This window comes from Ruegeria sp. BHSC026 (assembly GCF_059613065.1).
This window is the reverse complement of the sequence record NZ_JBXWRV010000027.1, coordinates 1-20,815: the sequence shown is the minus strand read 5'-3', so window position 1 is coordinate 20,815 and position 20,815 is coordinate 1. Positions and strand designations below refer to the sequence as shown.

The following is a 20,815-nucleotide window of genomic DNA, read 5'->3' as shown; positions in this document are numbered from 1 at the left end:
CCGCCCACATTCACTGGCCGCTCGTCAATGCCTGCAATGACGCACAGTGGTGGGCGTTGACCGAAGACAAATGGCTGTCCGCCTGTTTTCTCGAACATAACGGCGTGCCGACCCCCAAGACACTGGCCGTTTTTGACCGCAGCGTCCGCCATTTCGGCAATACGCCGAAGCTGACGAGCGGCGCAGACCTGAAGTCCTTCCTGTCGGCCCGGGGGCCGGCCCCTGTCTTTGCGAAGCCCATCGGTGGCATGTGGAGCGCCGGCGCCATGCGAATATCGGCGCATACCGACACGCATGTCATCGCGGATGGCCATGACCCGCAGACATTCGACGCGTTCGCCGACTCGGTCCTTGGTGAGATCCCCTACATCTTTCAGGACTGTCTCAAGCCGCACAGGTTCTTCGATGGCATCACCGATGCGATCGCAACCGTGCGTTGCCTGAACCTCATCGACGACAATCAGCTTTCCGTGCCGTTTGCGATGCTCAAGCTGCCCATGGCAGGCAATATCGCCGACAATTTCTGGCGTCCGGGCAACTTGTTGTGCAACCTCGACCCGGAGACCGGAGAAGTGAAGGGCCTGGCGGCCGTGGAAAATGGCCGCCGTGTCGCGTTGGATGCGCTGCCGGACTCGGAGCGCAAACTTGTCGGTGAAACGCTGCCGTTCTGGGACGATTTGAGGGAATTGAATCGGAAGATCGCGTTTCTGCATGCGGCGAACCACTTTGGGTCGACTGATATCGCACTGACGGACGATGGGCCGGTTGCGGTCGAGGTCAACAACGGCTGTGCGTTCGAGCTCATGCAGATTGCGACGGGCAGAGGCTTTCTCGACAGCCGGATGCGGGCGTTCTTCAGCAAACACAACGTGAAACTCTAAGGCTTCGTCGCCGAAGTGCCGAGGCGCATGCGGGGCAGGCGGGCCCGTGTTAAGCTCCTATCGGCAGCCCCTTGCCAACCCCTCCGTTCCGCTGTAAACGCCGCCTCTATCGTCTTCGGGCGAGATTCTCTCGTGGGAGATCGCAGGGATCGCGATTCCGGATCGGACCACGCAACACAAACCGGGTGAAACGCGTTTCACCTACGTTGAAAGGAAAACCAAATGGCCAAGAAGCTTGCTGGTACGATGAAGCTGCAGGTTCCTGCAGGTCAGGCGAACCCGTCGCCGCCGGTTGGTCCGGCGCTGGGTCAGCGCGGCATCAACATCATGGAATTCTGCAAGGCGTTCAACGCCAAGACCGCAGACATGGAGCCCGGCGCTCCGTGCCCGACCGTGATCACCTACTATCAGGACAAGTCCTTCACCATGGACATCAAGACGCCGCCCGCGTCTTACTACCTGAAGAAGGCGGCCGGTCTGAAGCCGGTCGGCAAGCGCAACCGCCCGAAAGGTGCGGAGAACCCCGGTCGTGAGACCGTGGCAACCGTGACCACCAAGCAGGTGCGCGAAATCGCCGAAGCCAAAATGAAGGATCTGAACGCGACCGACATCGAAGGCGCAATGAAGATCATCCTGGGCTCGGCCCGTTCCATGGGCATCGAGGTGAAATAAGATGGCAAAACTCGGTAAACGTACCCGCGCAGCGCGCGAAGCCGTCGCCGGCAAGGAAAACCTGTCGGTCGAGGAAGCTGTCAAACTGGTCAAGGCCAACGCGACCGCGAAGTTCGACGAAACCATCGAAATCGCCATGAACCTGGGTGTCGACACCCGCCACGCCGACCAGATGGTGCGCGGCGTCGTCGGTCTGCCGAACGGCACCGGCAAGGACATGCGCGTTGCCGTTTTCGCCCGTGGCCCCAAGGCCGACGAGGCGAAAGAGGCCGGTGCGGACATCGTCGGCGCCGAGGACCTGATGGAAAGCATCCAGGCTGGCAACATCGACTTTGACCGTTGCATCGCGACCCCGGACATGATGCCGATCGTCGGTCGTCTGGGTAAGATCCTGGGCCCCCGCAACCTGATGCCGAACCCAAAGGTCGGCACCGTGACCATGGACGTGAAAGCGGCCGTGGAAGCAGCCAAGGGCGGTGAAGTTCAGTTCAAGGCGGAAAAAGGCGGCGTCGTGCATGCCGGTGTCGGCAAAGCCTCGTTCGACGAAGCCAAGCTGGCCGAGAACGTCCGCGCCTTCATTTCGGCCGTGGCCAAGGCCAAGCCTTCGGGCGCCAAAGGCACCTACATGAAGAAAATCGCGCTGAGTTCGACCATGGGCCCCGGCGTGACCGTGGACGTCGCAGAGGCTGCGGCTGAATAAGCCGACACGTTCCGACGGAATTTCGAACCCCGGGTGGCCCTGCTGCCCGGGGTTTTTCATTTCTCCGAGGGTGCTTCAGCCGGCATGACCGCCGAAAACCTGATGGGACACCTCACGGACGCGCGCCTTGTCAGCCTCGAGCCTGAGGTCGCGTTCTGCAATGGACAGCGCCTGGTCGGCGGCCTCTTGGGCCGCCTTCACCATGGCGGCATCTTGCGATTGTGCCAGCCGCGTCAATGCGTTCAGAAGAGCTTCGTGCACCTCGACCTTGTCGCCTGCATCTCTAGAAATGGCCGCATAGGCGTCGCGCAGATACAGATCCGTTGGGATCGCAGGCGCGTGGATTCTCGGGAAGCGCGGCTCGTCGGTGTGAAGGCGCCTTGCGCCAAGCGGCAAAAGAACTCGCAGTAGTCTCTCGACCATCTGGATCGCCGTCATCGGATCATTGATCCCGGGCGACAGCGCGCGTTGGGCGATTTCCGACAGGGTTTGAATGCCAAAGCGCGGATCCTGGTCAAAACTGCGCTCGGTTCCGATCACAAAGGCTTCCTGAATGGTCTTGCTGTCAATTTCCTTGGTGGTCTTGGCCAACGGTTCGCCTTCGATGACGAACTGCCCCGGCAGCGCAATGATCCATATCTCGCTGTCGTTTTCCTCGGCGCAGGAATTCAGCATTCCCACATCCACGTGCCGCACGTTCCCGGTGGCACTTGCCCTAACCTCGTGACTGGCCGGCGGAATGTCATCGGAGGCTTGGTAGGGCAAGGCGCCAAGGCAAGGGAGTTCGATGGATCGGGTGATCGTGTCCGTTGCGTTCTGTTCGATCTTCCGTGCTGTTTCGGAAATACTGCCGTAGCTGGGCAACTGGTCGATCCACAGCAGCAGGGCCAGCGTCACGAGGAAGATGACCACAAGCGTGAACGCCAGCGCTACGGCAATGGATTGCTGGGTGTAGACCCCGGTTTCAACCAGGATCAACGACACGAGGGCGAAGATGAAAGCGCCGAGAAAGGTCGCCAGCACGTTCTGCGAAACACTGTCTTCTTCGATCACCTGCTGCGCGCGCGGTGACGACTGGTTCGAGGCCCATCGCTGCGCCGCGACCATGATCGAAAGTGAGAATGTCGTAACGGCCAGCATCGACGATGCGAGAATAGCAAGAATCTTTGCTACCGCCTCGGCGCTCAGCCGTTGTGCAAGAAAATCCGGGACAAAGCCGCCCAGGTAGGTGCCAACTCCCGCGCTGACCACGGCCAACGCGGCGATCAGGCTGGTGCGAACCCACAATTGACGGGAAATCTGCCGGAACAGGAACTGCGGCTTTGAAATGGATTTCAGATCGATCATCCGTCGATCCTGTTCGGGTTTTCGGCTATTGTCTACCGGCTTGAGGAATGGGCCAATTTAGGCCTTGGAAACCCCGGCCATCTGCCCTAAAGAGAGCTACGGAATAAAGCGTGCGATTCGTCGTGCGCTTTATTTCGTTTCGTCCAAGACGGTGGGTGGGTCCATCCGGTCCCTTAATTTCCTGCCTGAGACGGGTAAGACCAAAAGATCGAGGGTCCCGCCCTCGGGCGATATTTTGGCTCCACCCCGTATCACGGACCTGAACGCCGTGGCGCAAGCTACGGCAAAATTGAGCCGGGATGAAATTTCGTCCCTAACTTGGAGAGAACTGTGGATAGAGCCCAGAAAGAGAAAGTGGTCGAGGAACTCGGCCAGATCTTCGAAAGCTCTGGCGTCGTGGTGGTTGCTCACTACGCCGGTCTGACAGTTGCCGAGATGCAGGACCTGCGCGCGCGTGCACGCGAAGCGGGCGGTTCCGTGCGTGTTGCCAAGAACAGGCTCGCCAAAATCGCCCTCGAGGGTAAGCCGTGTGCAAGCATGGCCGACCTGCTGACGGGTATGACCGTTCTGACCTATTCCGAGGACCCCGTGGCAGCAGCCAAGGTGGCCGAGGACTTCGCCAAGGAGAACAAGAAGTTCGAAATCCTTGGCGGTGCAATGGGCGAGAACGCTCTTGATCGCAAAGGCGTCGAAGCCGTCTCGAAAATGCCGTCGCGTGAGGAGCTCATTGCTTCGATCGTGGGCTGCATTGGCGCACCTGCTTCGAACATCGCCGGCGCGATTGGCGCACCTGCAAGCAACATCGCAAGCATCCTTTCCACCATCGAAGAGAAGGCGGAAGCTGCGTAAGCGGTTGGCACTGAATGATCTGCGTGGGGCGCATGCCCTGACGTTGGAACACACACTGTAAACGGAAAGAGCTGATACAATGGCTGATCTGAAGAAACTGGCAGAAGAGATCGTTGGTCTGACCCTGCTGGAAGCACAAGAACTGAAAACCATCCTCAAGGACGAGTACGGCATCGAGCCCGCAGCTGGCGGCGCCGTCATGGTCGCAGCTGGTGGCGATGCCGCCGGTGGCGCAGCCGAGGAAGAGAAGACCGAATTCGACGTCGTTCTGAAGAACGCCGGCGCTTCGAAAATCAACGTCATCAAAGAAGTTCGCGGCATCACCGGCCTGGGCCTGAAAGAAGCCAAGGAACTGGTCGAAGCCGGCGGCAAGATCAAAGAAGCTGTGTCGAAAGACGAAGCCGAAGAGATCAAGGGCAAGCTGGAAGCAGCTGGCGCCGAGGTCGAGCTGGCCTAAGTCGGTCTGCTGGTGCATCGCTGAAGCACCGCAAATTCTGGCTGGGTCCGGAGAAATCCGGGCTCAGCCGAACCTGTCTTAGAAAGGGCCCCATGCGGCGGGGTGTTTTCTAAGACGCGGTTCGCGGATCGGGAGGCTGCCACTCGGGACGGTGGCCATGAATTGATCCGGACGTGTTGTCTCGTATGGAAAAGGTGCCGGAGCCCGGCGGTGCCTTTCTCCGCTGAGAATATCGAAAGGTGACATCTGACATGGCTCAATCGTTCCTTGGCCAGAAACGTCTTCGGAAATACTACGGCAAAATCCGCGAAGTGCTGGAAATGCCGAACCTCATCGAGGTCCAGAAATCTTCTTATGATCTGTTCCTGCGCTCTGGCGATGCCGACCAGCCGACCGACGGCGAAGGCATTCAAGGCGTGTTCCAGTCGGTTTTCCCGATCAAGGATTTCAACGAAACTTCCGTGCTGGAGTTTGTGAAATACGAGTTGGAAAAGCCGAAATACGACGTCGAGGAATGTATGCAGCGCGACATGACCTACAGCGCTCCGCTGAAGGTCACCCTGCGTCTGATCGTGTTCGATGTCGACGAAGATACCGGGGCCAAATCGGTCAAGGACATCAAGGAGCAGGACGTGTTCATGGGCGACATGCCCCTGATGACGCCGAACGGTACCTTCATCGTGAACGGCACCGAGCGCGTGATCGTGTCCCAGATGCACCGCAGCCCGGGCGTGTTCTTCGACCACGACAAGGGCAAGACCCATTCTTCGGGCAAGCTGCTGTTCGCCTGCCGCATCATCCCGTATCGCGGCAGCTGGCTGGACTTCGAGTTCGACGCCAAGGACATCGTCTATGCCCGCATCGACCGTCGCCGCAAATTGCCGGTGACCACGCTGCTCTATGCGCTGGGCTTGGACCAGGAAGGCATCATGGATGCCTACTACAACACCGTGTCCTACAAGCTGGACAAGAAAAAGGGCTGGGTCACCCCGTTTTTCCCCGAGCGCGTACGCGGCACCCGCCCGACCTATGACTTGGTCGACGCCAAGACCGGCGAAGTCATTGCCGAGGCGGGCAAGAAGGTCACTCCGCGCGCGGTCAAGCAGTTGATCGACGAGGGCAAGGTTACCCACCTGCTGGTGCCCTTCGATCACATCGTGGGCAAGTTCGTCGCCAAGGACATCATCAATGAAGAAACCGGCGCGATCTATGTCGAGGCCGGTGACGAGCTGACGCTGGAATACGACAAGGATGGCGAGCTGATCGGCGGCACCGTGAAGGAGCTGATCGACGCGGGCATCACCGACATTCCGGTTCTCGACATCGACAACGTCAACGTCGGCCCCTACATCCGCAACACCATGGCGCAGGACAAGAACATGAACCGGGAAACCGCGCTCATGGACATCTACCGCGTCATGCGCCCGGGCGAGCCGCCGACCGTCGAGGCTGCCTCGGCCCTGTTCGACACGCTGTTCTTCGACAGCGAGCGGTATGACCTGTCCGCCGTGGGCCGCGTCAAGATGAACATGCGCCTGGCGCTGGACAAGCCCGACACCCAGCGCACGCTGGACCGCGAAGATATCGTAGCCTGCATCAAGGCGCTGGTGGAGTTGCGCGACGGCAAGGGCGACATCGACGACATCGACCACCTGGGCAACCGCCGCGTCCGCTCGGTCGGCGAACTGATGGAAAACCAGTACCGCGTCGGCCTGCTGCGCATGGAGCGCGCCATCAAGGAGCGCATGTCGTCGGTCGAGATCGACACCGTCATGCCGCAGGACCTGATCAACGCGAAACCGGCCGCGGCTGCTGTGCGTGAATTCTTCGGCAGCTCGCAGCTGTCGCAGTTCATGGACCAGACCAACCCGCTGTCGGAAGTCACCCACAAACGCCGCCTGTCGGCGCTTGGGCCGGGCGGCCTGACCCGTGAACGTGCGGGCTTTGAGGTGCGCGACGTGCACCCGACGCACTATGGCCGGATGTGCCCGATTGAAACGCCGGAAGGTCCAAACATCGGTCTGATCAACTCTCTGGCCACCTTCGCCCGCGTGAACAAGTACGGCTTCATCGAAACGCCCTATCGCGTCGTCAAAGACGGGCAGGTGACCGACGAGGTCCACTACATGTCCGCGACCGAGGAAATGCGTCACACCGTGGCGCAGGCCAACGCGACGCTGGACGAGAACGGCAAGTTCATCAACGATCTGGTCTCGACCCGTCAGGCCGGCGACTACACGCTTGCCCCGCGCGAGAACGTGGACCTGATCGACGTGTCGCCGAAACAGCTGGTGTCGGTTGCGGCTTCGCTGATTCCGTTCCTGGAAAACGATGACGCGAACCGCGCTCTCATGGGCTCGAACATGCAACGTCAGGCGGTTCCGCTGCTGCGCGCCGAGGCGCCGCTGGTCGGTACCGGGATCGAGGGCAAGGTTGCCATCGACTCGGGCGCTGCGATCCAGGCGAAGCGCGCGGGCATCATCGACCAGGTTGATGCCCAGCGTATCGTGATCCGCGCCACCGAAGATCTGGAGCTGGGCGATGCCGGCGTTGACATCTATCGTCTGCGCAAGTTCCAGCGGTCGAACCAGAACACCTGCATCAACCAGCGTCCGCTGGTGAAGGTGGGCCAGGAAGTCAAGAAGGGCGAGGTCATCGCCGACGGTCCGTCGACCGACATGGGTGAACTGGCGCTCGGCAAGAACGTGATCGTCGCGTTCATGCCGTGGAATGGCTACAACTACGAAGACTCGATCCTGATTTCCGAACGCATCGCGCGCGACGACGTATTCACCTCGGTCCATATCGAGGAATTCGAAGTCGCCGCCCGCGACACCAAGCTTGGCCCGGAAGAGATCACTCGCGACATCCCGAACGTCGGTGAAGAAGCGCTGCGCAACCTCGATGAGGCGGGCATCGTCTACATCGGTGCGGACGTCGAGCCGGGCGACATTCTGGTCGGCAAGATCACTCCGAAGGGCGAAAGCCCGATGACCCCGGAAGAAAAGCTGCTGCGCGCCATCTTCGGCGAAAAGGCATCCGACGTGCGCGACACCTCGCTGCGCGTGAAGCCGGGCGATTACGGTACGGTCGTCGAAGTCCGCGTCTTCAACCGTCACGGCGTCGAGAAAGACGAGCGTGCGCTGCAGATCGAGCGCGAGGAAGTCGAACGTCTGGCCCGTGACCGGGATGACGAGCTGGCGATCCTCGACCGCAACATCTATGCGCGTCTCAAGTCGATGCTGCTGGGCAAGACCGCCGTCAAGGGGCCGAAAGGCGTCAAGGCAGGCTCGGAAATCACCGAAGAGCTGCTCGAGTCACTGACCCGCGGTCAGTGGTGGCAGCTGGCGCTGGAAGACGAGAAGGACGCCCAGGTCGTCGAGGCCCTGAACGAGCAGTACGAGGTGCAGAAACGCGCCCTGGATGCCCGCTTCGAGGACAAAGTCGAGAAGGTCCGCCGTGGCGACGACCTGCCGCCGGGCGTGATGAAGATGGTCAAGGTCTTCATTGCCGTGAAGCGCAAGCTGCAGCCGGGCGACAAGATGGCCGGCCGTCACGGGAACAAGGGTGTGATCTCGAAAGTCGTGCCGATGGAGGATATGCCGTTCCTTGCCGATGGTACCCCGGTCGACTTCTGTCTGAACCCGTTGGGTGTGCCGTCGCGAATGAACGTCGGCCAGATCCTTGAAACCCACATGGGTTGGGCCGCGCGCGGTCTGGGTCTGAAGATCGACGAGGCGCTGCAGGAATACCGCCGCTCGGGCGACCTGACGCCGGTGCGCGATGCGATGAAGCACGCCTATGGCGAGGACGTCTATGCCGAGGGCATCTCGAACATGGACGAGGACGAACTGGTCGAAGCGGCCAGCAACGTCACCCGCGGCGTGCCAATCGCAACCCCGGTCTTCGACGGTGCGAAAGAGGCCGACGTCAACGACGCGCTGGTTCGCGCCGGTTTTGACACCAGCGGCCAGAGCATCCTGTTCGACGGCCGCACCGGCGAGCAGTTCGCGCGTCCAGTGACCGTGGGCGTCAAGTACCTGCTGAAACTGCACCACCTAGTGGACGACAAGATCCACGCGCGGTCTACCGGACCCTACAGCTTGGTGACCCAGCAGCCGCTGGGCGGCAAGGCGCAGTTCGGTGGTCAGCGCTTTGGTGAGATGGAGGTCTGGGCTCTGGAAGCTTACGGCGCCGCCTACACCCTGCAGGAGATGCTCACCGTCAAGTCGGATGACGTCGCCGGCCGGACCAAGGTCTATGAGTCGATCGTCAAGGGCGAGGACAACTTCGAGGCGGGCGTACCGGAATCGTTCAACGTTCTGGTGAAAGAAGTCCGCGGTCTCGGCCTGAACATGGAGTTGTTGGACGCGGTTGAGGACGAAGGGTAAACCCTTTTGCCTACCGCGCCTTTAAAAAGCACCGGGATGGGCTTTGCCCATCCCGGTAAACGCAATCACGAGGGTTCTTGCATGAACCAGGTCACGCTCAGAGGTCTGCTGGTGGCGCTTGGCGCCAGTCGCGTCTTTCTGCGCCTGCCCGTTTCGGGGGGGGTGGAGGCGTAATGGCAGAACGTGTGTCCAGCGCAGCGGTTTCGGTCCCTACAGCGGGGTCTGAAAGCATGTTTCGTGACGTGGCTCTGCTTTTGGTGACAAATGCAGAGAACGAGCGTTTCGTGCCTGCGATCCTGCGGACATTGCAGCAGTTCTGGCCTGGACATCCGGAATGCATCGTTGTGACCAATGGTGCCTATGACGCCGATCCTGTCATTCGAACCGGCGGTGCGACCGTCACGGGCATTCTGGATGAGGCCGTGCAGAAATTGCGCCGCGATCGTCCGAATCTACGGCATGTGTTTCTGCTGCGGGACGTGTTCTGTCCGCTCGCGCCGGTGGACAAGTCGATGGTCGCCGCCGCCATGGAGAGCGTTCGTGCGCATGACCTGAAATATGTCCTGTTCCAATGGCCGGGCGATTTCAGCATAGCGCTTGACCCGGAAAGTGGTCCGGTGATCCGGGACGCTGGCCTAGAACTGACCCCGATCCGCTCAAACTTGGAAACCGTGAATTCTCTGGCCCCGGCGGTGTGGAACCTTGATCACCTTGCGTCAGTTGCCGGCCACAAAGCCGCGGAAGGGTACAACAACCTGCGTCTGTTCGAGCAGCCTTCTCAATCGGGCGAAGCCCTGCACTACATGCAGATGGAAGCCTGGCCCGTGGTCGGTGGCGGGTTTCTGTCCGACGGCCAGATCAATCCCAAGGCGGTGTCGCGCAAGGAGTTCCCGTCGTCACCTTTGCTGTCGCAGCTGCGGGTCGAATATTGCGGCGTCGACAGCGCCAAGGCGGCCCGCCGGAAATATGACCTGGGCAAAATCGCCGGATGGTTCAAACGTGGGTCCGAGCGGCGGCGCCGCTGGAAAGAGATCGCAGCGCGTGAACCCAGTGCAGGACCGTCGGACGTCTTTCATGACACGGTCCTTCTGGTGTCGACCTACTCGAAGAACGAACATTACATCCCCGCCGTGCTGCACACGGTCGACCGGATGTGGCCGGGTCATCCGGAGTGTTTCGTTGCGACGGACGGAGATCTGGACGCGCCCAACACCCTGCGGTTTCCCGGCCGCAGTTTTGTTGAAATCCTGGGCGATGCCGCGCGCAGAATCAAACAAGACAGACCGGATACCCGGTTCGTGTTTCTGATGCTCGAAGACCTGTGCCCGCTTGGACCGGTGAACACCCCAATGATCGAAGCGGCCGTGACAAAGGCGCGGACGCAGGGCCTGAAGTATGTGCTTTTCCCGTGGCATGGTGACTTTACCTGGACCTATGACCGGACAGCCGGGCCGACCTTCTTCGGTCCGGACATGGAACTGGTTCCAATGCGCCGGGACTGGGAGGCGCCGAATTCGCTGGTGGCTGCACTGTGGGACATCGATCACCTGATATGGATGGCCGAGCAGAAGCTGGAAGCCGGCATCCACGACCCTTGGCGGTTCGAGTTCGAATTGCCCGGAAACCCGCATGTACACTATATCCAAGTCAATGGATGGCCCACGGTGTGTGATGGGTTCATGGTCAGGGGAAAGCTGAACGACCTGGCGCCTGCCGACCCCGATTTTCCGCCAACCGCGATCATGTCGCAACTCCGCAAACAGTATTGCGGGGTCGACAACCAGATAATTGCCCGATTGAAATACGGCTTGAAAACACTGTCCGAAGCGATCAAGGCGCGCTTGGCGCGCAAACCGGCAAAGGACACCAAAGTGACTGAGACGGCCAAACCTGCTGGAGACCTGTGATGAATCAGGAACTGACCCAAGGAAACAATCCCTTCAACCCGCTGACCCCGCCCAAGGTCTTTGATGAAATCAAGGTCTCGCTGGCGTCGCCGGAACGGATCCTGTCTTGGTCTTATGGCGAGATCAAGAAGCCGGAAACCATCAACTATCGCACGTTCAAGCCCGAGCGTGACGGCCTGTTCTGCGCGCGTATCTTTGGCCCGATCAAAGATTACGAATGTCTGTGCGGCAAATACAAGCGGATGAAGTATCGCGGCGTCGTCTGCGAGAAATGCGGTGTGGAAGTCACCCTGCAGAAGGTCCGCCGCGAGCGTATGGGCCACATCGAACTGGCCGCGCCCGTCGCACATATCTGGTTCCTGAAATCGCTGCCCTCCCGCATCGGTCTGATGCTGGACATGACCCTGCGCGATCTGGAACGCGTTCTGTATTTCGAAAACTATGTCGTCATCGAGCCCGGTCTGACCGACCTTACCTATGGCCAGATGCTGACCGAGGAAGAGTACATGGACGCGCAGGATGCCTATGGCATGGACGCGTTCAAGGCCAATATCGGCGCCGAAGCCATCCGCGAGATGCTGCAGAACATCGACCTCGAGGCCGAGGCCGAGCAGCTGCGCGCGGATCTGGCCGAAGCCACCGGTGAGCTGAAGCCCAAGAAGATCATCAAGCGTCTGAAGGTCGTCGAATCCTTCCTGGAATCGGGCAACCGCCCGGAATGGATGGTGATGACCGTGATCCCGGTCATCCCGCCGGAACTGCGCCCGCTGGTGCCGCTGGATGGTGGCCGTTTCGCGACCTCGGATCTGAACGATCTGTATCGTCGCGTCATCAACCGGAACAACCGTCTGAAGCGTCTGATCGAACTGCGCGCGCCTGACATTATCGTCCGCAACGAAAAGCGGATGCTGCAGGAATCGGTTGACGCCCTGTTCGACAACGGCCGTCGTGGCCGCGTGATCACCGGCGCCAACAAGCGTCCGCTGAAATCGCTGTCGGACATGCTGAAGGGCAAGCAGGGCCGCTTCCGCCAGAACCTTCTGGGGAAACGCGTCGACTTCTCGGGCCGTTCGGTCATCGTGACCGGCCCCGAGCTCAAGCTGCACCAGTGCGGCCTGCCCAAGAAGATGGCGCTGGAACTGTTCAAGCCGTTCATCTACTCGCGGCTGGAAGCCAAGGGTCTGTCTTCGACCGTGAAACAGGCGAAGAAGCTGGTCGAGAAAGAGCGCCCCGAAGTGTGGGACATCCTCGACGAGGTGATCCGCGAGCACCCGGTGATGCTGAACCGTGCGCCGACGCTGCACCGTCTGGGCATTCAGGCGTTCGAGCCGGTTCTGATCGAAGGAAAGGCGATCCAGCTGCACCCGCTGGTTTGTTCGGCCTTCAACGCCGACTTCGACGGGGACCAGATGGCCGTTCACGTTCCGCTGAGCCTTGAGGCACAGTTGGAAGCGCGCGTGCTGATGATGTCGACGAACAACGTTTTGTCGCCTGCAAACGGCGCGCCGATCATCGTTCCGTCGCAGGACATGATTCTGGGTCTGTACTATCTGACCCTGGAACGCGAAGGCATGCCGGGCGAAGGCAAGGTGTTCGGCTCGATCGAAGAGGTCCAGCACGCGCTGGACGCGGGTGAGGTGCACCTGCACTCGAAGATCACCGCGCGGATCACCCAGATCGACGAAGAGGGCAACGAGGTTCAGAAGCGCTATGAGACCACGCCGGGCCGCGTGCGCCTGGGGGCTCTGCTGCCCAAGAACAACAAGGCGCCGTTCGATCTGGTCAACCGTCTGCTGCGCAAGAAAGAGGTGCAGCAGGTCATCGACACCGTCTACCGCTACTGCGGTCAGAAAGAGTCGGTGATCTTCTGTGACCAGATCATGTCGATGGGCTTCCGCGAGGCGTTCAAGGCGGGCATCTCGTTCGGCAAGGACGACATGGTAATCCCGTCTGACAAATGGGCCATCGTGGATGAGACCCGCGAGCAGGTGAAGGACTTTGAACAGCAGTACATGGACGGCCTGATCACCCAGGGCGAAAAGTACAACAAGGTCGTGGATGCCTGGTCGAAGTGCAACGACCGCGTCACCGAGGCGATGATGAACACCATCTCGGCCGTCCAGAAGGACGAGAGCGGCGCCGACAAGGAGCCGAACTCGGTCTACATGATGGCGCACTCCGGTGCCCGTGGCTCGGTCACGCAGATGAAGCAGCTGGGCGGCATGCGCGGCCTGATGGCCAAGCCGAACGGTGACATCATCGAAACGCCGATCATCTCGAACTTCAAGGAAGGTCTGACCGTTCTTGAGTACTTCAACTCGACCCACGGCGCCCGCAAGGGTCTGTCGGATACCGCTCTGAAGACGGCGAACTCGGGTTACCTGACCCGCCGCCTGGTGGACGTGGCGCAGGACTGCATCGTGCGCGAGCATGATTGCGGCACCGACCGCGCCATCACCGCCGAGGCCGCCGTCAATGACGGCGAAGTGGTCGCCTCGCTGGCCGAGCGTATCCTGGGCCGTGTCGCGGCCGAGGACATCCTGCGCCCGGGTTCGGACGAAATTCTGGTCGCTGCCGGCCAGTTGATCGACGAACGCATGGCCGACGCGATCCACGAGGCCGGTGTTCAGTCGGCCCGCATCCGCTCGCCGCTGACCTGCGAAAGCGAAGAGGGCGTCTGCGCCATGTGCTATGGCCGTGACCTGGCACGCGGCACCATGGTCAACACCGGCGAAGCGGTCGGCATCATCGCCGCCCAGTCGATCGGTGAACCCGGCACCCAGCTGACGATGCGGACCTTCCACATCGGTGGTGTTGCACAGGGTGGCCAGCAGTCGTTCCAGGAAGCCAACCAGGACGGCGTCGTCGCCTTTGAGAACCCGCAGATCCTGGTCAATGCCGCAGGTGAAAGCCTGGTCATGGGCCGGAACATGAAGCTGGTGATCAAGGACGAGCACGGCGAAGAGCGCGCCAGCTTCAAGCTGGGCTACGGCTCGAAGCTGTTCGTCAAGGATGGCGACAAGGTCAAGCGCGGCGACAAGCTGTTCGAGTGGGACCCCTACACCCTGCCGATCATCGCCGAGAAGGCCGGTACCGCGAAATATGTCGACCTGGTCTCGGGCATCGCTGTGCGGGACGAGACCGACGATGCAACCGGCATGACTCAGAAGATCGTGATCGACTGGCGTGCGGCGCCGAAAGGCAGCGACCTGAAGCCGGAAATCATCCTGGTGGACGAAAACGGCGAGCCGGTCCGCAACGATGCGGGTAACCCGGTTCACTACCCGATGTCCGTGGATGCGATCCTGTCGGTCGAAGACGGCCAGAAGATCGAGGCCGGCGACGTCGTTGCGCGTATCCCGCGCGAAGGCGCCAAGACCAAGGACATCACCGGTGGTCTGCCGCGTGTGGCCGAACTGTTCGAGGCCCGCCGCCCCAAGGATCACGCGATCATCGCCGAAATCGATGGTTACGTGCGCTTTGGCCGCGACTACAAGAACAAGCGCCGCATCTCGATCGAACCGGCGGACGAGTCGCTGGAACCCGTCGAATACATGGTGCCCAAGGGCAAGCACATCCCGGTGCAGGAAGGCGACTTCGTGCAGAAGGGTGACTACATCATGGACGGCAACCCGGCTCCGCACGACATCCTGTCGATTCTGGGCGTCGAGGCTCTGGCCGACTACATGATCAACGAGGTGCAGGAGGTCTATCGTCTGCAGGGCGTGAAGATCAACGACAAGCACATCGAGGTCATCGTGCGCCAGATGCTGCAGAAGTGGGAGATCCTCGACTCGGGCGATACCACCCTGCTGAAGGGCGAGCATGTCGACAAGCAGGAGTTCGACGCGGCCAACGAAAAGACCATCGCCCGCGGTGGTCGTCCGGCCCAGGGCGAGCCGATCCTGCTTGGGATCACCAAGGCGTCGCTGCAGACACGTTCGTTCATCTCGGCGGCATCGTTCCAGGAAACTACCCGCGTGCTGACCGAAGCCTCGGTTCAGGGCAAGAAGGACAAGCTGGTCGGCCTGAAGGAAAACGTCATCGTCGGCCGCCTGATCCCGGCCGGTACCGGTGGCGCGACGCAGGCCGTGCGCCAGATCGCACAGCAGCGTGACAACGTGGTCATCGAGGCCCGTCGCGAAGAGGCCGAGGCCGCAGCCGCCCTGGCGGCTCCGGTGATCGACGACGACGTGATGGGCGACGATCTGGACGCGCTGATCGAAACCCCGGAAAGCCGCGAGTAAACTCCGATTTCCGTGGAACGAAACAGGCCCCGCATCTGCGGGGCCTTTTTCGTTTTTTCGAGTGCTCCCGGCATATTGACAACGGGCCGGTGGCGCGGGCCAATGGGCCGGTGATTTCCCAATGGGCCATTTCGATGACTCCGAACGTCAAGGGCGCGCTGCTGATGATGGGCAGCATGGCCGCCTTCACCGTGAACGATACGCTGGTCAAAGCGGCTGGACAGGATCTGCCGCTGTTTCAGCTCGTTGCGATGCGCGGGCTGCTGGCCACTACCCTGGTGTTTCTACTGGCGCGGCGTCTGGGCGCGTTGCACCTGCGGTTTTCCGGCCATGACAGGGTTCTGGTGGCGGTGCGCTCGCTGTCCGAGCTGTTGGCCACGTTCTTCTTTCTGACCGCGCTGATGCACATGCCGCTGGCCAATGTGACGGCGGTTCTGCAGGCGCTGCCGCTGACGGTGACCCTCGGCGCGGCACTGTTCTTTGCCGAACCGATCGGATGGCGGCGAGTTCTGGCCATCGCCATGGGGTTTGCTGGAATGCTGTTGATCGTGCGGCCAGGGCCGGACGGGTTCAGCCTGTATGCACTTTATGCGCTGGTAGCTGTCATGTGCGTGACTGCGCGCGACTTGATCACGCGGCGGATGTCGTCTGAGGTCCCGTCGATGGTGGTGACGCTGGCGACATCGCTGACGATCACCCTGGCGGCGGCCGTGGCCTCGGTGTTCCAGGGATGGGTGCCCGTCGCCGCGCCGACGGGTCTTCTGATCGGCTCGGCTGCCATTTTCGTTTTGCTGGGGTATCTGTTCAGCGTGATGGTCATGAGGGTGGGCGAGGTCGGGTTCGTCGCGCCGTTCCGCTATACCAGCCTGATCTGGGCGCTGGTGCTGGGCTGGGCGGTGTTCGGCGACTGGCCAGACCGGCTGACGATGCTGGGCGCGGTGCTGGTCGTAGGGGCGGGGCTGTTCACCCTGTTCCGCGAGCGGAGGCTTCAAGCCTCGGAGTAGCCGCGGCGGACGGCGTCAGCGTCGATTGCGAACCGGGTGCGGAACAGGTCCCGCTCTGCATCGTCAAGGGGGGGCAGGGCGCTTCGGTTGGTTCGCGCCTTTTGCGAGTCGTTGAAGCCGTTGAACGTTCGGACCCACATCGGCCGATCGGGCACCGTGACCACCGGCATGAACCGTCCCATGCGCTGATGGGCGAAATTCATGATGGTCAAGGGGCAGCCGCCTTGGACAAGCATACCCAGACCCACGCCCAGCAGTTTGCGCCGGACCGGCTTGGCCTGCACGCCGAAGGGACCGAACCGGGCCAGATACCCCTGGTCGAAATCAATCGCCACGGACAGGTTGCGGGCCGCGAGCTCGGTCGCCTCAACCGCCGCCTGCCGCAAGCTTTCGATGAAGTCGACCGCGACGGCGTCATCGTCATCCTGCCGGAACTGCAGGCAGGGCCGGTCAGGATGACGGCGGGTGTCGTTGAGGATCTGCTTCATCACCGCGCGATGCCGTCCGGGCTCGCGCTCGATGATCCTGACCTGCGGCATTCCGGCCGTCAGGTCGCGCAGGCGAGCCTTGGCCGGTGACGGCAGGCAGGTGCCGGTCACGATGATCAATTCGAAATCGGGGTCGGTCTGGGCCTTCAGGCCCGGCAGGGCGCAGGTTTCGAACAGGCGGAAGCGCTCGACCAGACGGTCGGTACGGTACAGGTGGCGGCGCCGGGCCTCGATCGTGTCATGTTCGGTCTGGTACCCGCCGATCGCAGGGTAGGAGAACCGGCACAGGCCAATGACTTGCATGATCTCGTCCGCTTGGGTATCGACACGCCGGACTATGCATAGGCCCGCCGCAGGCTGCAACAGGGACCATTTCCGGCCAGTGCGGCCGTGGCTGTTGACACTTGGGCCGACTCCCCCTATACGCCCGTCATCTCGGTATGGGGGCCGCCCCGAAACCGAAATCAGAAACGGACTGGTCAAGGCCCGGACAATTTTGTCGTTCGCGCCCTCTGATAACCAACCGCGACGTTCACCTCGGAATGGGAACGCTCGCGGGTTTTGCGCTTGTGGACGCATTGGCGCAGCGAAGTTAACCGCACGCAATGCGCGTGCATGTCATGTGTGTTGCAAAACGGGGAAGAAACCGGAATGCCAACTATTCAGCAGCTGATCCGCAAGCCGCGGCAGCCCAAAGTGAAACGCTCGAAGTCCATGCACCTGGAGCAGTGCCCGCAGAAGCGCGGCGTCTGCACCCGCGTGTACACTACCACGCCGAAGAAGCCGAACTCGGCTATGCGGAAGGTCGCCAAGGTGCGCCTGACCAACGGATACGAGGTCATCTCGTACATCCCCGGTGAAAGCCACAACCTGCAGGAGCACTCGGTGGTCCTGATCCGTGGCGGCCGTGTGAAAGACCTTCCGGGTGTCCGTTACCACATCCTGCGCGGTGTTCTGGATACCCAGGGCGTCAAAGACCGTAAGCAGCGTCGTTCGAAATACGGCGCGAAGCGTCCCAAGTAAGAAGGAGAGGCCGAGATGTCCCGTCGTCACGCCGCCGAAAAACGCGAAGTCCTGCCTGACGCCAAATTTGGCGACAAGGTTCTGACGAAATTCATGAACAACCTGATGATCGACGGCAAGAAGTCGGTCGCCGAGCGCATCGTCTACAACGCCTTCGACCGCATCGAAAGCAAGATCAAGCGCGCACCCGTCGAAGTGTTTCACGAAGCGCTCGACAACATCAAACCGTCGGTCGAGGTCCGCTCGCGCCGGGTTGGTGGTGCAACCTATCAGGTTCCGGTCGAAGTGCGCCCCGAGCGCCGCGAAGCGCTGGCTATCCGCTGGCTGATCGCCGCCGCGCGCAACCGCAACGAAAACACCATGGAAGAACGCCTCGCCGGTGAATTGCTGGACGCCGTACAGTCCCGCGGTACTGCCGTTAAGAAGCGCGAAGACACCCACAAGATGGCCGAGGCGAACAAAGCCTTCAGCCACTACCGCTGGTAACCCTAGAGGCTTATCCAAATGGCACGCGAATATCCGCTCGAACTATACCGTAACTTCGGTATCATGGCGCACATCGACGCAGGCAAGACCACCTGCTCGGAGCGTATCCTGTATTACACCGGCAAATCCCACAACATCGGTGAGGTGCACGATGGTGCAGCCACCATGGACTGGATGGAGCAGGAGCAGGAACGCGGCATCACCATCACCTCGGCTGCGACCACCACATTCTGGGAGCGCACCGAGGACGGTAAGACCGCCGATACCCCCAAGCACCGCCTGAACATCATCGACACCCCCGGCCACGTTGACTTCACCATCGAAGTGGAGCGCTCGCTGGCGGTTCTCGACGGTGCCGTCTGCGTTCTGGACGCAAACGCCGGTGTTGAACCCCAGACCGAAACCGTGTGGCGTCAGGCTGACCGCTACAAGGTTCCGCGCATCGTGTTCGTCAACAAGATGGACAAGATCGGCGCCGACTTCTTCAACTGCGTGCGCATGATCGAAGACCGCACCGGCGCGCGCGCCGTTCCGGTCGGTATTCCGATCGGCGCCGAGAACGAGCTGGAAGGCCTGATCGACCTGGTCACCATGGAAGAATGGCTGTGGCAGGGCGAAGACTTGGGTGCAAGCTGGGTCAAGGCTCCGATCCGCGACAGCCTGAAGGACATAGCCGAAGAGTGGCGCGGCAAGATGATCGAAGCCGCCGTCGAGCAAGACGACGACGCCATGATGGAATACCTGGAAGGCAACGAGCCCGACATCCCGACCCTGCGCAAACTGCTGCGCAAGGGCACTCTGGCGCTGGACTTCGTTCCGGTTCTGGGTGGTTCGGCGTTCAAGAACAAAGGTGTTCAGCCGCTGCTCAACGCCGTGATCGACTATTTGCCCAGCCCGCTGGACGTTGTCGACTATATGGGCTTCAAGCCTGGCGACGAGACCGAAGAGCGCAACATCGCCCGTCGTGCCGATGACAACCAGCCCTTCGCTGGCCTGGCGTTCAAGATCATGAACGACCCGTTCGTCGGTTCGCTGACCTTCACCCGGATCTACTCGGGCGTGCTGAACAAGGGCGACTCGATCCTGAACTCGACCAAGGGCAAGAAAGAGCGCATCGGTCGTATGATGATGATGCACTCTAACAACCGGGAAGAGATCGAAGAAGCGTTTGCAGGCGACATCATCGCGCTGGCGGGTCTGAAGGACACCACCACCGGTGACACCCTGTGCGACGCGAAGGATCCGGTGGTTCTGGAAACCATGACCTTCCCCGATCCGGTGATCGAGATCGCGGTCGAGCCCAAAACCAAGGGCGACCAGGAGAAGATGTCGCAGGGTCTGGCCCGTCTGGCCGCCGAAGACCCGTCCTTCCGCGTGGAAACCGACCTGGAATCGGGTCAGACCATCATGAAGGGCATGGGCGAACTTCACCTGGACATCCTGGTTGATCGTCTGAAGCGCGAGTTCAAGGTCGAAGCCAACATCGGTGCGCCGCAGGTGGCCTATCGTGAGACCATCTCGATGCCGATTGAACACACCTACACCCACAAGAAACAGTCGGGTGGTTCGGGTCAGTTCGCTGAGGTCAAGCTCGAGATCACTCCGACCGAACCGGGCGAAGGGTATTCGTTCGAAAGCCGCATCGTGGGTGGCGCCGTTCCCAAGGAATACATCCCGGGTGTCGAAAAAGGCATCCAGTCCGTCATGGACAGCGGCCCGCTGGCCGGCTTCCCTGTGATCGACTTCAAGGTTGCTCTGCTGGACGGTAAATTCCACGACGTCGACTCGAGCGTTCTGGCGTTCGAAATCGCGGCGCGGATGTGCATGCGCGAAGGTCTGAAAAAGGCCGGCGCGAAACTGCTGGAACCGATCATGAAGGTCGAAGTGATCACCCCGGAAGAGTATACCGGCGGTATCATCGGCGACCTGACTTCGCGTCGGGGCCAGGTGTCTGGACAAGAGCCGCGCGGCAACGCGATCGCCATCCAGGCCTTCGTGCCGCTGGCGAACATGTTCGGCTACATCAACACCCTGCGTTCGATGTCGTCGGGCCGTGCCCAGTTTACCATGCAGTTCGACCACTACGATCCGGTTCCGCAGAACATCGCGGAAGAGATCCAGGCGAAATACGCCTAAGCGACAAAGTTTGAGGGGGCCCGGTCTCCGGGCTCCCGTCATTACCGAAAAAGGAGGCCATCATGGCAAAGGAAAAGTTTGAGCGTACAAAACCGCACGTCAACATCGGCACGATTGGCCACGTTGACCACGGCAAGACGACGCTGACCGCAGCGATCACCAAGTATTTCGGCGACTTCAAGGCGTATGACCAGATTGACGGTGCGCCGGAAGAGAAGGCGCGCGGC

15 protein-coding genes are annotated in these 20,815 nt (G+C 61.1%); 13 read left to right on the top strand and 2 right to left on the bottom strand.

What is annotated here, in order from left to right; all coding sequences use genetic code 11:
* From AC2FME_RS17845 to rplA, 3 genes are all read left to right on the top strand, one after another.
* Positions 1 to 881 (top strand): sugar-transfer associated ATP-grasp domain-containing protein (locus tag AC2FME_RS17845; protein ID WP_496801151.1); only part of this gene is annotated, 881 nt, incomplete at its 5' end.
* Positions 882 to 1,103: 222 nt separating this feature from the next.
* On the top strand, positions 1,104 to 1,553 hold the full coding sequence (rplK, locus tag AC2FME_RS17840; RefSeq protein ID WP_490360594.1) for a 50S ribosomal protein L11: 450 nt from the start codon (positions 1,104 to 1,106) through the stop codon (positions 1,551 to 1,553).
* Between the two features lies 1 nt (position 1,554).
* Positions 1,555 to 2,253: a 50S ribosomal protein L1 gene (rplA, locus tag AC2FME_RS17835; protein ID WP_490360595.1), complete on the top strand. Its 699-nt coding sequence runs from the start codon at positions 1,555 to 1,557 to the stop codon at positions 2,251 to 2,253.
* A gap of 75 nt (positions 2,254 to 2,328) precedes the next feature.
* On the opposite strand, the gene AC2FME_RS17830 is transcribed toward rplA, so the two are convergent.
* A complete protein-coding gene (locus AC2FME_RS17830; RefSeq protein WP_496689158.1) occupies positions 2,329 to 3,600 on the bottom strand; it encodes a DUF2254 domain-containing protein in 1,272 nt (423 codons plus the stop codon).
* Positions 3,601 to 3,930: 330 nt separating this feature from the next.
* Between AC2FME_RS17830 and rplJ the strand changes: the two genes are divergently transcribed.
* The 6 genes from rplJ to AC2FME_RS17800 all read left to right on the top strand — a co-directional run bounded on the left by rplJ (position 3,931) and on the right by AC2FME_RS17800 (position 16,455).
* Positions 3,931 to 4,449 (top strand): 50S ribosomal protein L10, encoded by a 519-nt coding sequence (gene rplJ / locus AC2FME_RS17825; RefSeq protein ID WP_496682842.1) that lies wholly within the window; start codon positions 3,931 to 3,933, stop codon positions 4,447 to 4,449.
* A 79-nt stretch (positions 4,450 to 4,528) separates the two neighbouring features.
* Positions 4,529 to 4,906 (top strand): 50S ribosomal protein L7/L12, encoded by a 378-nt coding sequence (gene rplL, locus AC2FME_RS17820; RefSeq protein ID WP_005980660.1) that lies wholly within the window; start codon positions 4,529 to 4,531, stop codon positions 4,904 to 4,906.
* A gap of 251 nt (positions 4,907 to 5,157) precedes the next feature.
* The gene (gene rpoB, locus AC2FME_RS17815; protein ID WP_496682839.1) at positions 5,158 to 9,297 is read left to right on the top strand and encodes a DNA-directed RNA polymerase subunit beta; all 4,140 of its coding nucleotides are present in this window, start codon (positions 5,158 to 5,160) and stop codon (positions 9,295 to 9,297) included.
* Positions 9,298 to 9,554: 257 nt separating this feature from the next.
* The gene (locus AC2FME_RS17810) at positions 9,555 to 11,204 is read left to right on the top strand and encodes a hypothetical protein (RefSeq protein ID WP_496801150.1); all 1,650 of its coding nucleotides are present in this window, start codon (positions 9,555 to 9,557) and stop codon (positions 11,202 to 11,204) included.
* Positions 11,204 to 15,451 carry a DNA-directed RNA polymerase subunit beta' gene (rpoC, locus tag AC2FME_RS17805; protein WP_496682834.1) on the top strand — a complete coding sequence of 1,416 codons (4,248 nt, stop codon included), beginning with the start codon at positions 11,204 to 11,206 and terminating at the stop codon, positions 15,449 to 15,451. Before AC2FME_RS17810 ends, rpoC begins: the two co-directional genes overlap by 1 nt.
* Positions 15,452 to 15,585: 134 nt before the next feature.
* Positions 15,586 to 16,455 carry a DMT family transporter gene (locus AC2FME_RS17800; protein ID WP_496801152.1) on the top strand — a complete coding sequence of 290 codons (870 nt, stop codon included), beginning with the start codon at positions 15,586 to 15,588 and terminating at the stop codon, positions 16,453 to 16,455.
* Here the strand turns inward: AC2FME_RS17800 and AC2FME_RS17795 are convergent.
* Entirely contained in the window at positions 16,440 to 17,246 is an 807-nt protein-coding gene (locus AC2FME_RS17795) for a glycosyltransferase (RefSeq protein WP_496801149.1), read from the bottom strand. The two genes, AC2FME_RS17800 and AC2FME_RS17795, sit on opposite strands and share 16 nt — an antisense overlap.
* Positions 17,247 to 17,594: 348 nt before the next feature.
* Here AC2FME_RS17795 and rpsL point away from each other — a divergent pair, with 348 nt between their 5' ends.
* From rpsL to AC2FME_RS17775, 4 genes are all read left to right on the top strand, one after another.
* The gene (gene rpsL / locus AC2FME_RS17790) at positions 17,595 to 17,966 is read left to right on the top strand and encodes a 30S ribosomal protein S12 (RefSeq protein ID WP_005980675.1); all 372 of its coding nucleotides are present in this window, start codon (positions 17,595 to 17,597) and stop codon (positions 17,964 to 17,966) included.
* 15 nt (positions 17,967 to 17,981) lie between these two features.
* Entirely contained in the window at positions 17,982 to 18,452 is a 471-nt protein-coding gene (rpsG, locus tag AC2FME_RS17785) for a 30S ribosomal protein S7 (RefSeq protein WP_005980678.1), read from the top strand.
* An 18-nt stretch (positions 18,453 to 18,470) separates the two neighbouring features.
* Positions 18,471 to 20,588 carry an elongation factor G gene (gene fusA, locus AC2FME_RS17780; protein ID WP_496682826.1) on the top strand — a complete coding sequence of 706 codons (2,118 nt, stop codon included), beginning with the start codon at positions 18,471 to 18,473 and terminating at the stop codon, positions 20,586 to 20,588.
* A gap of 62 nt (positions 20,589 to 20,650) precedes the next feature.
* Positions 20,651 to 20,815 (top strand): GTP-binding protein (locus tag AC2FME_RS17775; RefSeq protein ID WP_480860237.1); only part of this gene is annotated, 165 nt, incomplete at its 3' end.

What these genes read in the sequence shown, in the direction of transcription:
- rplK (WP_490360594.1), top strand. Translation starts at nt 1,104, where the DNA reads ATGGCCAAGAAGCTTGCTGGTACGATGAAGCTGCAGGTTCCTGCAGGT.
- rplA (WP_490360595.1), top strand. Translation starts at nt 1,555, where the DNA reads ATGGCAAAACTCGGTAAACGTACCCGCGCAGCGCGCGAAGCCGTCGCC.
- AC2FME_RS17830 (WP_496689158.1), bottom strand. Translation starts at nt 3,600, where the DNA reads ATGATCGATCTGAAATCCATTTCAAAGCCGCAGTTCCTGTTCCGGCAG.
- rplL (WP_005980660.1), top strand. Translation starts at nt 4,529, where the DNA reads ATGGCTGATCTGAAGAAACTGGCAGAAGAGATCGTTGGTCTGACCCTG.
- rpoB (WP_496682839.1), top strand. Translation starts at nt 5,158, where the DNA reads ATGGCTCAATCGTTCCTTGGCCAGAAACGTCTTCGGAAATACTACGGC.
- rpoC (WP_496682834.1), top strand. Translation starts at nt 11,204, where the DNA reads ATGAATCAGGAACTGACCCAAGGAAACAATCCCTTCAACCCGCTGACC.
- AC2FME_RS17800 (WP_496801152.1), top strand. Translation starts at nt 15,586, where the DNA reads ATGACTCCGAACGTCAAGGGCGCGCTGCTGATGATGGGCAGCATGGCC.
- AC2FME_RS17795 (WP_496801149.1), bottom strand. Translation starts at nt 17,246, where the DNA reads ATGCAAGTCATTGGCCTGTGCCGGTTCTCCTACCCTGCGATCGGCGGG.
- rpsL (WP_005980675.1), top strand. Translation starts at nt 17,595, where the DNA reads ATGCCAACTATTCAGCAGCTGATCCGCAAGCCGCGGCAGCCCAAAGTG.
- rpsG (WP_005980678.1), top strand. Translation starts at nt 17,982, where the DNA reads ATGTCCCGTCGTCACGCCGCCGAAAAACGCGAAGTCCTGCCTGACGCC.
- fusA (WP_496682826.1), top strand. Translation starts at nt 18,471, where the DNA reads ATGGCACGCGAATATCCGCTCGAACTATACCGTAACTTCGGTATCATG.